We start from the raw sequence: 14,273 nt of genomic DNA, 5'->3' as shown, positions 1-14,273 counted from the left end.
CGACCCGCGCTCCACCGCCCCGATCGGCGCCCGCTCGACGATGCGGACCAGCAGCGAATGCGGCGGCACCACCTCCAGCGAGTACGAGCGGATCAGCGCGAACTCCTCCAGATCCGAGAGGCGGTGCGGTCCTCGCGATCGGTCAGTACGATGCAGGCGGGAGGCCCACATGGCAAAGAACACCGGCAAAGGTAAGCGTGTCGGGCTCATCAAGGACCGCTATCAGAAGAAGAACTCCCGCACTGGACTGTGGGATAAATACAACAAGCGTGGCGACTACATCGGCACAAAAAAGACCGGTGGACCTTTCAAGAGCATCGTCAAGCTGTTCGGACGTAACCCTAAGCGGATCAAGTAGCCGCTGAGCGGGGAGGAGGACCAGTTGCCTTACAAGGTAGTGATGAAGTACAGCGACGGATCCTCCGAAGAGGACGACGAGATCTTCGATACTGAAGAAGAGGCTAACGACTACGGCCTTGCCCAAGTGAGTGCGTATGCAACGGGCGGCGAGGTGCTACACCTCTCCAATCCGGGCGATTATCCGCTCGATCCGGACGATGAGGCAGATTTCGAGATCGTTGAGGTCGAGCACTAACCACTCTTGACGCAACGGTGCCGATCACGAGCGCCACTGCATCCACTTGCGCCCCGCCAAAGAGGTCTTCTGCACAACTGCACCTGTGCGGCGGCGGCGGTGTTCCCACCGAGTTCGACCGTGAGCCCATGGATGTAGCCGATTGCCGGGCACACGCCCGATGTGCAGCCGCTCAGCCCAAGCGCCAGCACGAGACCGGCGGCGATGCTCGTTGCGCGTATGCGTGATTTCCTCATTGATGTCACCTCGCCCAGGTTACTCGTCTCGCTTCGCCAGGGCGCGGGGTGCACGCAGACACCGCGCGACTCCGTGGCGGCGTGCGCGGTCTCAACGGTCCCGAATGAGACGGCGCATGTGGAGGACGGCCGCCTTCAGGGGCATCGTCGCGTCCGTCACCGCGAGCTGTTCGCCGTGCGCCCCCGAACAATGCCGATGAACACCTCGCACAGTGGGTGAGCCTTCACCGTCGGCCAGACGAGCGACACCCCGGTGTCGGGTGCCCCGACGACCGGCCGCGCGACGACATCCTTCCGCGAGTGCACCCGTGCGACCGACTGCGGCATGACGGCGATGCCGACGTTCGCGGCCACGAGTTCGACAACGTCGGCGCCGGTGCCCTCGACGAGGTCGACCTCGAGCAGCGGCAGCCCCTCCACGTCGCGCAGCTCGTCGAGGGTGAGCCCGCCGATCTCGGCGACCTCCGACCCGCGGGGCGCCACCACGACGGGTGTCTCGCGATACAGCGGGATGGCGTGGAACTCGTCGTCTGCCGAGGTGTCGCGCAGCAGCGCCATGTGAGCGGTGCCGTCGGCGAGCGCACGCCGAGCATCCGCCTGCGTCATCGGCAGCAGTTCAAGGCGGCCGCCGGGGCGGCGCTCGCGCCAGATGCGCTCCCACTTGCCGGGGGTGACGCCGGGCACGAAGGCCACGCGCAGGGGTTCGGGGCGCGCATCGGGCATGGGGCCAGGCTACCGGCGGGCCGCGCGGGCGCCGCCGTCGCCTACGCTCGAGGCATGACCGACGAGCCCCGCGAAGACCGCCGCCAGCAGCCGAAGCCGAAGAAAGAGCAGCTGCTGAGCCCGAAGACGGCGGCCCAGAAGCTGGGCGTGTTCCTGCCGGCCACACCGGAGGAGTTCCGGGCGAACCCGATCTCGCGCACCGAGCTGCAGGCGATGCAGGATGCTCCGCCGCAGTGGCTCGTCACGCTGCGGCGTGAGGGCCCGCACCCGCGCGATGAGGTCTCGCGCCGCCTGGGCGTGTCGAACTCGGCGCTCGCCCGCGCCGGGGTGAGCGACTCGATGACGACGGCGGAGATCCGTGCCCTGCTCGACGAGATGCCCGAGTGGCTCGTGGAGGAGCGGGAGAAGAAGCAGCCGGGGTCGGGGCGCGCACCGGGCACCGCGGTGGGGGAGCGCCCGACCGCCTGACGTGGCGCTGCGCCACTCTGCGCGGCGCTGCGCCGCGAGCCCGATGCGGTGGGCGTCGGCGGTGACGTCGGCGAGCCACTGGCGCCGGGCATCCGCATCGGAGTCGGTGACGGTGCGCAGCACGCGACGTTCGGTGTGCGGCTCGCCGAGATAGTGGCCGACGCAGCGCGCCCAGATGCTCTGCAGCGGGTCGCCGAACAGGTCGTGCTCGCGGTCGGCGGGCGTGTCGGAGGTGTTGACGACGTAGAGGGCGCGCAACGGCAGCAGGCTCGTGGGTGCTCCGGCAGGGTCGTCGAGTGTGTAGGCGACGCCGGGGATGAGCACGCGGTCCATCCAGCCGGCCATCATCGCCGGCGGCTTGCCCCACCAGTTCGGATGCACGACGGCGAGCACGTCGGCGCTGGCGAGCTCGCTGCGGTGGCGCAGCACGAGATCGTCGCCGTCGGCCAGGTGCCCTGCGGGCGGGCGCGTCGTGTCAGCTTCGGCGGCCGTGAGCAGCGGGTCGAAGCCCTCGGCGTACAGGTCATGGGCGTCGACGTCGAGCCCGGCGGCCGCGAACCCGTCGGCGACGGCCTCGGCGAGCGCGTGCGTGAAGCTGCCGGGGCGGGGGTGAGCGACGACGACGAGGGCGCGGGGCATGGGGCCTTCCAGGTCAGGCGGCGGTGTGCTCGCGGAGCAGCGCGAACCCGGCCGGGTCGAGGAAGCGGTTGCGCGCCGACAGCACGATCACGCCGACGCTGGCGTCGCGGTCGAGGCCCATCCAGCTGCGGAACCCGCCGGTGGCCCCGTTGTGCCACGTGATCGTGCGACCGTGCTGGGTGGAGGTGAGCCAGCCTGATCCGATGCGGATGCCCGGCGAGAGGCTCGTCGTCGCGTCGAGTGCGCTAACCCCGGGGGCGGAGCCGTCGAGCGTTCGCGCGAGCAGCGAGCTCATCGTGCCGATGGTCGTCCGGATCCCGCCTGCCGGCGCGAGACCCTCACCCACCCATGGGTCGCGCGGGCGGCCCCGCCCGGTGGCCCCGGTGAGGCTCGTGGGTCGCAGCTCGGCGACGGTGGAGGGCGCCCACAGGTCGAGCGCGAAGGTGCGCGGCAGCAGGTCGGCGTAGCGTGCGCCGGCGGCCGCGGCGACGGCATGCCCGAGCAGCTGGAACCCGAGGTTCGAGTATCGACCGCGGGTACCGCCGAGCCTGATGTGGCGCACCTGCTCGAGCAGCTCAGCGAGCGAGTCGCCGTAGGGGTTCGCGCCGTGCCGCCACAAGGCCCAGGTGCGTCGCACGGGCTGCATGCGGGGTGGGAGGCGGGGGAGCCCGGAGCGGTGGGTGGCGAGCGACTCCAGGGTGAGGTCGGCGACCGGCCCGTGCCCCGCGAGGGGGAGCAGCTCGCCGAGGGCGGTGGTCGGTGCGACGCGGCCGTGCTCGACGGCGTCGCGGTAGAGCATCCCCGTGATCGGCTTCGAGAGGGAGCCGATCTCGAAGTCGGCGTCGGTCGAGGTGCCGATCGTCGCGGTCGAGGCACCGTGCGGCCCGACGAGCGCGACCGCTGCGACGGGGTGCGCCGGCCCGAGCAGTCGGGCGGCCGACGCCGCGAGGCTCTCGTCGCCCGACCAACCCGTCATGGATCGAGGCTAGTGGGCGCCGACGACGAAGGGCGAGGCGAGCATCCACTCGCCCCGCCCTCGTGATCGGCGCCTAGCTGGCCGCCGCCTCGTCGCGCCGCGGCAGCACCCAGTTCGGCCGCGGGTAGTGGCACGTGTAGCCGTTGGGGTGCTTGATCAGGTAGTCCTGGTGCTCCTCCTCGGCCTGCCAGAACGGGCCCGCCTGCTCGATCGTGGTGACGGCGGGGCCCGGCCAGCGGCGGGTGGCGTCGACGTCGGCGATGGTCTCTCGGGCGACGTGCTCCTGCTCGGGGGTGAGCGGGAAGATCGCCGAGCGGTAGCTGGAGCCGATGTCGTTGCCCTGGCGATCCTTCGTCGACGGGTCGTGGATCTGGAAGAAGAACGCCAGGATGTCGCGGTACGTCGTCACGGTCGGGTCGAAGACGATCTCGACCGCCTCGGCGTGGCCCGGGTGGTTGCGGTAGGTGGCGTGGTCGTTGCGGCCGCCCGTGTAGCCGACGCGCGTGCTGATGACGCCCGGCTGGCGGCGGATCAGATCCTCCATGCCCCAGAAGCAGCCGCCGGCGAGCACGGCCGTCTCGGTGCCGGGGGTGCGGGTGATCTCGCCCTTGTCGAGGTCGATGGTCATGGTCAGGCTCCGTTCGTGGGGGTGTCGATGATCTGGTCGCGGTACTCGCCGTAACCCTCGGCCTCGAGCTGGTCGACGGGGATGAACCGCAGCGCGGCCGAGTTCATGCAGTAGCGCAGGCCGCCGGCATCGCGCGGGCCGTCGTCGAAGACGTGCCCGAGGTGGCTGTCGGCGTGCGCCGAGCGCACCTCGGTGCGGGTCATCCAGAGGGTGCGGTCGGTCTTGGTGGTGACTGCGTCGGCGCTGATCGGCCTCGTAAAGCTGGGCCACCCGGTGCCGCTGTCGTACTTGTCGCGGCTCGAGAACAGCGGCTCGCCCGAGACGACGTCGACGTAGAGGCCCTCGGCCTTGTTGTCCCAGTACTCGTTGCGGAACGCCGGCTCGGTGCCGTCATTCTGCGTGACCTTGCGCTGCATCGGGGTGAGGCGGGCGATCGCCTCGGGGGTGGCGCGGTACTCGCGGGTCATGGCGGCTCCTTCGTGCGGGTGACGCGGGCGGCGACGCTGGAGTGCGGCGCCACCAGGGTCAACACTGCTCGGCGCTCCTGCGTTCCCGCCGCGCCGAGCCTGAACGGCTGCCGGGCGGCGCGCCGGCTACCGCACGATCGGCTCGGTGGGCGGCACCGGCTCGTCGAGCGCCTCATCGAGCGTCGGATGCCCGGTGCCGGTCGACGGCGCGGCCCCGGCAGCGGCATCCACCGCCTGATCGTCGGCCCCGGCCTGCTCGGCGGTGCGAGCCGCGCGCGGGTCGGGACGCGTCACGAGCGCGCAGCCGGCGAGGATCGCGACGAAGCCGACGAGGGTCCAGACGGTGATCTGCTCGCCGAGGAAGAGCGCGCCAGCGACGACCGCGACGGCCGGGTTGACGTAGGTGATCGCCGACATGCGGATCGGCCCGACCTCGGCGACGAGCGCGAACATCAGCAGGAAGGCGACCGCGCTGCACAGCACGGCGAGCACGATGACCGACACGATCGTCATCGTCGACGGCATGACCGTCGGCCAGCCGCCCGTGATCGCGACGACCGGCACGTAGGCGAGGGCGCTGACGCCGAGGGCGCAGGCGATGACTCCGACACCGGGCAGGTCGTGCAGGTGCCGGGCGAGGATCGCGGGCCCGATCGCGTAGCCGACGACCGCGACGGCGAGCTCAGCGACCGCGAACAGGTCGCTGCCGCCGACGTCGAGGCCCACGATCGCGGCGACGCCGGCCATGCCGAGTACGACCCCGATGAGGTTGACGCCGGTGAGCCGATCGCGTCGGCCGCCGAGGAAGGCCACCGCCATCGCCACGAGGGGGATGCTCGCCAGCAGCAGCCCGACCGTCGAGCTCGGCAGCGTGCGCTCGGCGGCGTTGATGAAGTACCAGGCGAGCACGATCTCGAACAGGGCGAAGGTCAGCAGCGGCTTCCAGCGACGCAGCACGGGAACGATCGCGCGGTGGCGGGCCGCGATCGGCAGCAGCAGCGCGGCCGCGAGCGTCGTGCGGGCGAGCACGAGGAACTCGGGGCTCAGCTCGGCGATCGCGATCTTGATGAACAGGTACGGGATGCCCCAGATGATGCCGAGCGAGACGAACAGGATGAGGCCGCGGCGGGTCATGGGTTCATTCTGGCGGGCGCGAGCGTCGCCGCCGTGCGCCGAGCCTGTGCACGTCGACTCGAGCGCCGGCGCGACCGGACGTACGGTCGCGAGCATGAGCATCGTGCCGTGCCTGTGGTTCGAGTCGGAGGCGGTCGAGGCCGTCGACTTCTACGTGAGGCTGCTCGCCGATTCGCGCATCACCGGGCGGATGGACGGCCCGCCCGGGCAGCCGCCGATCAGCGTCGACTTCGAGCTGCAGGGGCAGCGGATGCTCGCACTCAACGGCCGTCCCGCTGACCAGCCTGGGTTCACCGACGCGATGTCGCTGCAGGTCGAGGTCGACTCGCAGGACGAGATCGACCGGCTGTGGGATGCCCTCACCGGCGACGGCGGAGCGCCGGGGCTCTGCGGCTGGCTGCGCGACCGCTGGGGCGTCGCCTGGCAGATCGTGCCGAAGCGATGGGCGGCGCTGCTGCAGCAGGAGGATCCCGCGGCAGCCGCGCGCGTCATGGAGGCCATGATGGGGATGCGCAAGCTCGTCATCGCCGAGCTCGAGGCGGCCGCGCGCGGCTGAGCGGGCCGGCTCAGTCGAAGTCGAGCCGCATGACCACGCGGCGCTTCGTCGGCCGGCTCACCTCGGCGAAGCCCGCGGCGAGGAACGGCCCGACCGGGGCGACGCTGAGCTCGTCCCACGTGACCTCGGCACCGCCGGTCAGCATCGGGTAACCCTCGACGGCGAGCGCACCCTGCGCGCGGGCGTGCTCGGCGGCCGCCGCGACGAGCGGGTAGGTGAGCCCCTCGCGTCGGAATCCGCGTCGCACCACCAGGCACGCGATTGCCCACACGGTCTCGTCGTCCTTCGCCTCGTGCCGCCCCGACCAGGCGACGGGCGAGTTGCGGATGCGCGTGTACGCGGTGCGCCGATCGACCGCGACCCAGCCGACCGGCTCGTCCTCGAGCCAGGCCACGAGGCCGACCGTCGACGTCGCGCGCGGGTCATCGCAGCCGACCGCCTCGCGCAGCACCGCGCCCCGCGCCTCGGGCGGCAGCGCGTACCAGTCGTGGTCGCCGAGCCGCTGCCGCGTGCACTGGCAGCGGGCGGCGGTGCCGGTGAGGATCAGCTGCAGCTCGCTCCAGCTCGCCTCGTTCGCGGGCCGGATGCGCAGCGCTGCGGTCATGCGCCGAGGCTAGCGACCCGGCCGGCCCCGGCGCGCCTAGTCGCGCCCGGTGCGCCGCTTGAGCCAGCCCCACGCGACGGTGGCGACGAGCAGGATGAGCCCGATGAACGCGAGCCACAGCAGCCCCTCGACGACGAAGCCGACGACGGCGAAGACGGCCCACAGGACCAGCAGCACGATGATGAGAGTGGTCATCCGGCGACGGTAGTCGAGGGGTGCGGATGCCCGCCGCGGGCGTCCACGGACGCGACCGAGCCGACCCGAGCATCCGTCGCCCGCTCACGTCGCCCGCGGGCGCGGGGCCGCACCGGCGCGCCGATAGAATCGGGGATCGTGTCCAAGGTCCTGACTTCCCTGCCCGTCGGCGAGCGCGTCGGCATCGCCTTCTCCGGGGGTCTCGACACCTCCGTCGCCGTCGCGTGGATGCGCGACAAGGGCGCGATCCCGTGCACCTACACGGGCGACCTGGGCCAGCCCGACGAGCCCGACGTCGCCGCCGTTCCCGGCCGCGCGAAGGAGTACGGCGCCGAGATCAGCCGCCTCGTCGACGCGAAGGCCGCCCTCGTCGAGGAGGGGCTCGTGGCGCTGCAGTGCGGCGCGTTCCACATCCGCTCCGGCGGCAAGGCCTACTTCAACACCACGCCGCTCGGCCGCGCCGTCACCGGCACGATGCTCGTGCGCGCCATGAAGGAGGACGGCGTCGAGATCTGGGGCGACGGCTCGACCTACAAGGGCAACGACATCGAGCGCTTCTACCGCTACGGCCTGCTCGCCAACCCCCGCCTGCGCATCTACAAGCCGTGGCTCGACGCGCAGTTCGTCACCGAGCTGGGCGGCCGGAAGGAGATGAGCGAGTGGCTCGTCGCCCACGGCTTCCCGTACCGCGACTCGGCCGAGAAGGCCTACTCGACCGACGCCAACATCTGGGGCGCCACGCACGAGGCGAAGACGCTCGAGCACCTCGACGTCTCGCTCGAGACGGTCGAGCCGATCATGGGCGTGCGCTTCTGGGATGAGTCGGTGCAGATCGAGACCGAGGATGTCCGCATCGCGTTCGTCGAGGGCCGCCCGACCGCGATCAACGGCGTCGAATTCTCGGATGCCGTGCAGCTGGTGCTCGAGGCGAACCGCATCGGCGGCCGCCACGGCCTGGGCATGAGCGACCAGATCGAGAACCGCATCATCGAGGCCAAGAGCCGCGGCATCTACGAGGCCCCCGGCATGGCGCTGCTGCACATCGCCTACGAGCGGCTGCTGAACGGCATCCACAACGAAGACACGATCGCGAACTACCACGCCGAGGGCCGCCGCCTCGGGCGCCTCATGTACGAGGGCCGGTGGCTCGACCCGCAGTCGCTCATGCTGCGCGAGAGCATCCAGAAGTGGGTGGGCTCGGCCGTGACCGGCGAGGTGACGCTGCGTCTGCGCCGCGGCGACGACTACACGATCCTCGACACGACCGGCCCCGGCCTGTCGTACGCGCCCGAGAAGCTCTCGATGGAGCGCGTCGGCGACGCCGCCTTCGGCCCCACCGACCGCATCGGGCAGCTCACGATGCGCAACCTCGACATCGCCGACTCGCGCGCCCGCCTGGAGCAGTACGCGGCGCAGGGCATCATCGGCGGCGCGACCGCGCAGCTCGTCGGCAGCATTACCGCCGGCCACGCAGACGAGGTCGTCGAGCACGCGGCGCCGCTGTCGGCCGACCGCGCGGCGCTGGCCGAGGCGCTCGACGCCGCGGGGGAGAGCGCAGCGTTCGACTTCGGTTCGGACTGACGCGGGCCGCACGCGCGCCGCGCGCCGCACGCCGCGCCGCGTGTCGGGCTCGGCGGGCCGCCCTCGGCGTCAGTCGACGGGCAGGCTGACGGTGCCGAGCACGCGCCGGCGGGCACCGTCGGGGTGCGCCGTGCGCTCGGCCAGGGGTGCGATCGCGGCTCGGATGGCCGCCGCGACCTCCCGCCATTCGTCGTCGGTCGCGTGCACGGCGACCTGTCGGAAGCCGACGAGATCCTCCTCAAGGCTCGTGCGCGGGGCGGCGAGGTAGGCGTCGAAGGCCGTGGCGAGCGAGGCGAGGTAGGCGAGGAACCCGGCGCGCAGTCGTGCCGGGTCGGCGAGCCCCGCATCGTCGGGGTCGACGCTCGTGCGCGTGAGGTCGAGGCGCAGCGCGCGCTCGACGGTGCCGCGGCTACGCCCGCTCGGGCCTGGAGGTGCTGCGCTGGCAGTCGCGCGCCCTCGCGACCGACGTGCCCGCGCTCGTGCGCGGCGTGCTGCGCCTGCTGCGCACCGACCTGGAGGCCCAGACCGAGAAGAACCGGCAGCGCCTGCTGCGCACGACGCGCGACGTCGAGCGCATCGGCGGCGCGCGCGTCAATGCGCGCTGGTTCCGAGAGTTCATGGCGCACGACCCGCGCGTCGACCTCGACGCCTTCACGGCGCCCGTGCTCGCCATCACCGGCGGCTTCGACCTGCAGTCGCCGCCGGAGGATCTCGACGTCATCGCGGCGCGATCCGGCGGGCCGACGCGCACCGTCCTGCTTGACGGCGTCAGCCACATCCTGCGCGCTCAGCAGCGCGCGACGCTGCGCACCTACCGAGCGGATGCCCGGCGCCCGATCGACGAGCGCGTCGTGTCGCTCATCGCCGCGTGGTGGAGCGACGTGCGCGAGGGCCGCGCGCGCTGAGCCGGGCGCCGCGGCCGGCCGCGCGGGGTGCCCTGCGTCAGCGGCGCGACCTCCGCCGGAGCATCCGGTCGAGCACGATCACGATCACGACGATGACCGCGATCGCCGCAGCGAACTGCAGCACCAGGTCAGCGCGGTCGCCGAGGAGGTCGGCGGTGTCGTCGCAGCCGGGCAGGTCGGCCGCGCAGGCCTCGAGGATGCGGCGCATCGGCCGGCTCAGCTGTCTTGTGCTTGGTCGGCGCGACGTCGCTCACGTCGGGCGACGAGGCGCGCCGCGACGATCCCGATGAGCAACACGGTGACGACGGCGAGCACGAACGGCAACCAGAAGCTCACGGGCGTGCCGATCACGATCTCCTGCGTGTCGTCGCAGTACGCGCTCGGTTCGACGCAGCTCGCGAGCAGCTCCTCGACCAGCCTCATGCGCTCAGGCTAGGCGCGTCGGAGCGCACCCGAGGTCACGATTCAGTGTCGAGGTTTGCGCGGCTTCCGCTCGGTGCGGTCATCGCGCGCGGGGCGATCATCCCGTGCCGGACGCTCGTCACGCGCGGGCCGCTCGTCGCGCGCGAACCGCGGCGCCCGCTCGTCACGCGAGAACCGCCCAGCCCCGCCGCCGCGCGGCCCCCGGTCGGGCTTGAGCTCGATGAGCTTGCCGCTGATGCGCGTGCCCTCGAGCTTGCGCAGCGTCGCCGGCGGCAGCTCAGCCGGCAACTCGACGATCGAGAAGTCGGGCCTGATCGTGATGGCGCCGAAGTCGTCGCGCGAGAGCCCGCCCTCGTTGGCGAGCGCGCCGACGATCTGGCGCGGCTCGACCCGCTGCCGGCGGCCGACCTCGATGCGGTACGGCGCGAGCGCCGGTCCGCCCTCGCGACGGCGGGGCCCGCGCTCGGCGCGCGAGCCGTCACCCGATCCGCCCGACGCGCCCCGGGCATCCCGCGCGTCACGTGAGAACGAAGGCAGGCGGATGTCCTCCTCGTCGAGCAGCAGCGGCTCGCCTCCCTGCGCGACGACCGCGAGCGCGGCCGCGACATCGGCCTCGGGCACGTCGTGGTGCTGCACGTAGTGGTCGATGATGCCGCGGAACGTCTCGATGAGCTCGCCGTTCGCGAGCGCCGTCGTGATGGCGTCGTCGAAGCGCGCGAGGCGCGTGGCGTTGACGTCGTCGATCGTCGGCAGGTGCATCTGGGTGAGCGGCTGGCGGGTCGCCTTCTCGATCGCGTCGAGCAGGCGGCGCTCACGCGGCGTGACGAAGCTGATCGCGTCACCGGCGCGACCGGCGCGGCCGGTGCGACCGATGCGGTGCACGTACGACTCGGTGTCGACGGGGATGTCGAAGTTGACGACGTGGCTGATGCGCTCGACGTCGAGCCCGCGGGCGGCGACGTCGGTCGCGACGAGGATGTCGAGCGCGCCCGACTTCAGCTGGTCGACGGTGCGCTCGCGCTGCGCCTGCGGGATGTCGCCGTTGATCGCCTGCGCCGAGTAGCCGCGGGCCCGCAGCTTCTCGGCGAGCGTCTCGGTCTCGTTCTTGGTGCGGACGAACACGATCATGCCCTCGAAGTTCTCGACCTCGAGGATGCGCGTGAGGGCGTCGACCTTCTGCTGGTACGACACTACGAGGTAGCGCTGCGTGATCGTCGACGACGTCGTCGTCTTGCTCTTGACGCTGATCTCCTCCGGGTCGCGGAGGTACTGCTGCGAGATGCGCCGGATCGACGCGGGCATCGTCGCCGAGAACAGGGCGACCTGCTTGTCGTCGGGCGTCTCGGCGAGGATCGTCTCGACGTCCTCCGCGAAGCCCATCTTCAGCATCTCGTCGGCCTCGTCGAGCACGAGGTGGGTGAGCTCGCTGAGGTCGAGCGTGCCCTTCTCGAGGTGGTCCATGATGCGGCCGGGCGTGCCGACGATGATGTGCACGCCGCGGCGCAGCGCCGACAGCTGCACGCCGTAGCCCTGGCCCCCGTAGACGGGCAGCACGTGCACGCCGGGCAGGTGGGCGGCGTAGCGCTCGAAGGCCTCGCAGACCTGCAGGGCGAGCTCGCGGGTGGGGGCGAGCACGAGCGCCTGCGGCACGGCGCGCGCGGTGTCGATGCTCGACAGGATCGGCAGCGCGAACGCCGCGGTCTTGCCGGTGCCGGTCTGCGCGAGGCCGACGACGTCGCGCCCGGCGAGCAGCGGCGGGATCGTCGCCGCCTGGATCGCCGACGGCGTCTCGTACCCGACGTCGTCGAGGGCGCGCATGACCGCGTCGCTGAGCCCGAGCGATGAGAAGGGGATGCTCGGGGCGGCGCTGTCGCCGTCGGTCGCGGTGGTCTCGGCGTCAGGCGTCATGCCTCAACGGTAGGCCCCCGCGCGCTCGGGCGCGCACGCGGCCCTTGACGGCGGGGGAGAGCGGGCGTAACGTGCAACCATATGGTTGTAGAAATGCTTTCCGAGACGGACGTCGATCGCCTGTTCCAGGCGCTCGCCGACGCGACGCGCCGCGACATCCTGCGCCGAGCCGTCACCGGTGAGCACTCGGTCTCGCAGCTCGCCGCGCATTACGCGATGAGCTTCGCGGCCGTGCAGAAGCACGTCGCCGTGCTCGAGCGCGCCTCGCTCGTCACGAAGACCCGGCGGGGGAGGGAGCAGCTGGTGACCACCGATCCGACCGCCCTCGCCCGGGCGCGCGAGCTCCTCGAGCAGGTCGAGGACCTGTGGCGGCACCGCGTCGCCGCGATCGACGACCTGCTCGCCGAGGAGGCGACGGGCGCGCCCGGCCGCACCGGGCATCCGCAGCACTGACCGCAGCACGCACCGCAGCACCGACCGAAGGGAGCGGGCCATGCCCGTCATCGACACCGAGATCGACCGCGAGGGGCTGACCCTCACGGTCACCGCCGAGTTCATCGCCACCCCCGAGCGCGTGTGGCAGCTGTGGGCGGACCCGCGGCAGCTCGAGCGCTGGTGGGGCCCTCCCGGCTGGCCGGCGAGCTTCCCCCGCTACGAGTTCGAGCCGGGCGGCGAGGCGCGGTACTTCATGACCGGGCCGCAGGGCGAGCGCAGCGCGGCGTGGTTCCGCTTCGAGACCATTGAGGCGCCGCACCGCATCGAGCTCGTCGACGGGTTCTCCGGCGACGACGGCGAGCCGACCGATGCGATGCCGAGCATGCGCATGGTCGTCGAGATCGAGCCGTCGGGAGGCAGCGACGGCACGGTGACGACCATGAGCATCCGCACGATCGTCGACTCACTCGAGCACCTCGAGCAGATCACGAGCATGGGCATGGTCGAGGGCATGACGGCGGCGATGAACCAGATCGACGAGCTCGTCGCCTAGCCCCGCGTACCCTGGAGGGCATGGCAGGCATCCGCAACAACGGCTCGACGCGACCGACTGCGGATGCTCGCCCGCAGGTTCGCCCGGCGACCGAGGGCTGGCAGCAGCAGCGTGACGCCGAGGGGCGGCCGCTGCTGCAGTTCGCCTCGCCGAAGCGCGGCAAGCCGCCCGTGCACTGGGCCGACCTCTCGGTCGACGAGCGCACCGCCGCCGTCGTCGAGCGCGGGCTGCCGGCGTTCCGCGCCAAGCAGCTCTCGACGCACTACTTCACGCACTACTCGGCCGACCCGGCGACGATGACCGATCTGCCCGCCGCGGGGCGCGACGAGCTCGTCGCCGGGCTGCTGCCGCCGCTGCTGACCGAGGTGCGCCGCCTCACGACCGACAACGGCGACACGATCAAGTTCCTCTGGAAGCTGCACGACGGCGCCCTCGTCGAGAGCGTGCTCATGCGCTACCCGGGCCGCATCACGCTGTGCGTGAGCTCGCAGGCCGGCTGCGGCATGAACTGCCCCTTCTGCGCTACCGGCCAGGCGGGCCTGACCCGCAACATGTCGGCGGCCGAGATCGTCGACCAGGTCGTCGCCGCCAACCGCGCCCTCGCGCGCGGCGAGCTCGGCGGGCGCAAGAAGGGCGACGAGACGCCCGACCGCGTCAGCAACATCGTCTTCATGGGCATGGGCGAGCCGCTCGCCAACTACGCCCGCCTCATGACCGCGGTGCGCACGATGGTCGCGCCGCAGCCGAACGGCCTCGGCATGAGCGCGCGCAACATCACCGTCTCGACGGTCGGCCTCGTGCCCGCGATTCGCAAGCTCGCCGACGAGCAGGTGCCCGTCACCTTCGCCCTCAGCCTGCACGCGCCCGACGATCAGCTGCGCGACGAGCTGATCCCCGTCAACTCCCGCTGGAAGGTCGACGAGGCGCTCGACGCCGCGCGCGAGTACTTCGACAAGACCGGGCGACGGGTCTCGATCGAGTACGCCCTCATCAAGGACATGAACGACCACGCCTGGCGCGCCGACCTGCTCGCGCAGAAGCTGCTCGAGCGCGGCCGGGGCTGGGTGCACGTCAACCCGATCCCGCTCAACCCGACGCCCGGCTCGATCTGGACGGCGTCAGAGCGCGACGTGCAGAACGAGTTCGTGCGCCGCCTCAACGACGCGGGCATCCCGACGACGCTGCGTGACACCCGCGGCAAAGAGATCGACGGGGCCTGCGGGCAGCTCGCTGCCGGCGACGGCTGA

The 14,273-nt window shown here is 71.8% G+C and carries 20 protein-coding genes and 2 pseudogenes; 9 read left to right on the top strand and 13 right to left on the bottom strand.

Annotated features, from left to right (window positions below):
* Positions 1–183, bottom strand: a pseudogene (locus ID804_RS12205) (hypothetical protein); the annotation flags it as partial.
* Between ID804_RS12205 and ID804_RS07750 the strand changes: the two are divergent.
* Both ID804_RS07750 and ID804_RS07745 read left to right on the top strand, forming a co-directional pair.
* On the top strand, positions 170–358 hold the full coding sequence (locus ID804_RS07750; RefSeq protein WP_169078665.1) for a hypothetical protein: 189 nt from the start codon (positions 170–172) through the stop codon (positions 356–358). The pseudogene ID804_RS12205 and the gene ID804_RS07750 overlap by 14 nt on opposite strands.
* Before the next feature lie 42 nt (positions 359–400).
* Entirely contained in the window at positions 401–595 is a 195-nt protein-coding gene (locus ID804_RS07745; protein ID WP_169078663.1) for a hypothetical protein, read from the top strand.
* A gap of 392 nt (positions 596–987) precedes the next feature.
* Here the strand turns inward: ID804_RS07745 and ID804_RS07740 are convergent, their stop codons facing one another.
* Complete coding sequence (locus tag ID804_RS07740) at positions 988–1,554, bottom strand: LysR substrate-binding domain-containing protein (protein WP_169078661.1); 567 nt, start codon at positions 1,552–1,554, stop codon at positions 988–990.
* A gap of 54 nt (positions 1,555–1,608) precedes the next feature.
* On the opposite strand from ID804_RS07740, the gene ID804_RS12200 reads away from it, so the two are divergent.
* Complete coding sequence (locus tag ID804_RS12200) at positions 1,609–2,022, top strand: DUF5997 family protein (protein WP_223159065.1); 414 nt, start codon at positions 1,609–1,611, stop codon at positions 2,020–2,022.
* A gap of 195 nt (positions 2,023–2,217) precedes the next feature.
* On the opposite strand, the pseudogene ID804_RS07735 reads toward ID804_RS12200, so the two are convergent.
* From ID804_RS07735 to ID804_RS07715, 5 genes and pseudogenes are all read right to left on the bottom strand, one after another.
* A pseudogene (locus tag ID804_RS07735) lies at positions 2,218–2,661 on the bottom strand (NAD(P)H-dependent oxidoreductase); the annotation flags it as partial.
* Positions 2,662–2,674: 13 nt separating this feature from the next.
* A complete protein-coding gene (locus ID804_RS07730; protein WP_169078659.1) occupies positions 2,675–3,637 on the bottom strand; it encodes a serine hydrolase domain-containing protein in 963 nt (320 codons plus the stop codon).
* 73 nt (positions 3,638–3,710) lie between these two features.
* Positions 3,711–4,265, bottom strand: a complete 555-nt coding sequence (gene msrA, locus ID804_RS07725) for a peptide-methionine (S)-S-oxide reductase MsrA (RefSeq protein WP_188219178.1) — start codon at positions 4,263–4,265, stop codon at positions 3,711–3,713.
* A 2-nt stretch (positions 4,266–4,267) separates the two neighbouring features.
* Entirely contained in the window at positions 4,268–4,732 is a 465-nt protein-coding gene (gene msrB, locus ID804_RS07720) for a peptide-methionine (R)-S-oxide reductase MsrB (protein ID WP_169078657.1), read from the bottom strand.
* Positions 4,733–4,858: 126 nt separating this feature from the next.
* The gene (locus tag ID804_RS07715) at positions 4,859–5,866 is read right to left on the bottom strand and encodes a DMT family transporter (RefSeq protein WP_169078655.1); all 1,008 of its coding nucleotides are present in this window, start codon (positions 5,864–5,866) and stop codon (positions 4,859–4,861) included.
* Between the two features lie 94 nt (positions 5,867–5,960).
* On the opposite strand from ID804_RS07715, the gene ID804_RS07710 reads away from it, so the two are divergent.
* Positions 5,961–6,422 (top strand): VOC family protein, encoded by a 462-nt coding sequence (locus ID804_RS07710; RefSeq protein ID WP_169078653.1) that lies wholly within the window; start codon positions 5,961–5,963, stop codon positions 6,420–6,422.
* Between the two features lie 10 nt (positions 6,423–6,432).
* Here ID804_RS07710 and ID804_RS07705 read toward each other — a convergent pair whose 3' ends face one another.
* Together ID804_RS07705 and ID804_RS07700 are read right to left on the bottom strand one after the other, a co-directional pair.
* The gene (locus ID804_RS07705) at positions 6,433–7,026 is read right to left on the bottom strand and encodes a GNAT family N-acetyltransferase (protein ID WP_169078651.1); all 594 of its coding nucleotides are present in this window, start codon (positions 7,024–7,026) and stop codon (positions 6,433–6,435) included.
* Between the two features lie 36 nt (positions 7,027–7,062).
* Positions 7,063–7,221, bottom strand: a complete 159-nt coding sequence (locus tag ID804_RS07700) for a hypothetical protein (RefSeq protein WP_169078649.1) — start codon at positions 7,219–7,221, stop codon at positions 7,063–7,065.
* 138 nt (positions 7,222–7,359) lie between these two features.
* On the opposite strand from ID804_RS07700, the gene argG reads away from it, so the two are divergent.
* The gene (gene argG, locus ID804_RS07695; RefSeq protein WP_169078647.1) at positions 7,360–8,802 is read left to right on the top strand and encodes an argininosuccinate synthase; all 1,443 of its coding nucleotides are present in this window, start codon (positions 7,360–7,362) and stop codon (positions 8,800–8,802) included.
* Between the two features lie 69 nt (positions 8,803–8,871).
* On the opposite strand, the gene ID804_RS07690 is transcribed toward argG, so the two are convergent.
* On the bottom strand, positions 8,872–9,009 hold the full coding sequence (locus ID804_RS07690) for a hypothetical protein (RefSeq protein ID WP_169078645.1): 138 nt from the start codon (positions 9,007–9,009) through the stop codon (positions 8,872–8,874).
* Positions 9,010–9,233: 224 nt separating this feature from the next.
* Here ID804_RS07690 and ID804_RS07685 point away from each other — a divergent pair, with 224 nt between their 5' ends.
* Positions 9,234–9,707, top strand: coding sequence for an alpha/beta fold hydrolase (locus tag ID804_RS07685; RefSeq protein WP_169078643.1), 474 nt, complete (start codon positions 9,234–9,236; stop codon positions 9,705–9,707).
* 37 nt (positions 9,708–9,744) lie between these two features.
* On the opposite strand, the gene ID804_RS07680 is transcribed toward ID804_RS07685, so the two are convergent.
* The 3 genes from ID804_RS07680 to ID804_RS07670 are packed head-to-tail and all read right to left on the bottom strand — an operon-like array spanning position 9,745 to position 12,038.
* Positions 9,745–9,915, bottom strand: coding sequence for a hypothetical protein (locus ID804_RS07680; RefSeq protein ID WP_169078641.1), 171 nt, complete (start codon positions 9,913–9,915; stop codon positions 9,745–9,747).
* An 8-nt stretch (positions 9,916–9,923) separates the two neighbouring features.
* Complete coding sequence (locus ID804_RS07675) at positions 9,924–10,130, bottom strand: hypothetical protein (protein ID WP_169078639.1); 207 nt, start codon at positions 10,128–10,130, stop codon at positions 9,924–9,926.
* A 42-nt stretch (positions 10,131–10,172) separates the two neighbouring features.
* The gene (locus ID804_RS07670) at positions 10,173–12,038 is read right to left on the bottom strand and encodes a DEAD/DEAH box helicase (protein WP_169078637.1); all 1,866 of its coding nucleotides are present in this window, start codon (positions 12,036–12,038) and stop codon (positions 10,173–10,175) included.
* A gap of 81 nt (positions 12,039–12,119) precedes the next feature.
* On the opposite strand from ID804_RS07670, the gene ID804_RS07665 reads away from it, so the two are divergent.
* The 3 genes from ID804_RS07665 to rlmN are packed head-to-tail and all read left to right on the top strand — an operon-like array spanning position 12,120 to position 14,273.
* Positions 12,120–12,491 (top strand): ArsR/SmtB family transcription factor, encoded by a 372-nt coding sequence (locus ID804_RS07665; protein WP_169078634.1) that lies wholly within the window; start codon positions 12,120–12,122, stop codon positions 12,489–12,491.
* A gap of 40 nt (positions 12,492–12,531) precedes the next feature.
* Positions 12,532–13,026 (top strand): SRPBCC family protein, encoded by a 495-nt coding sequence (locus tag ID804_RS07660; RefSeq protein ID WP_169078632.1) that lies wholly within the window; start codon positions 12,532–12,534, stop codon positions 13,024–13,026.
* Between the two features lie 20 nt (positions 13,027–13,046).
* Entirely contained in the window at positions 13,047–14,273 is a 1,227-nt protein-coding gene (gene rlmN / locus ID804_RS07655; protein WP_169078630.1) for a dual-specificity RNA methyltransferase RlmN, read from the top strand.

Source organism: Microcella alkalica (genome assembly GCF_014595885.1).
GTDB lineage: Bacteria > Actinomycetota > Actinomycetes > Actinomycetales > Microbacteriaceae > Microcella > Microcella alkaliphila_B.
The sequence above is the reverse complement of the archived record's forward strand: the minus strand, read 5'-3'. Positions and strand labels throughout refer to the sequence as shown.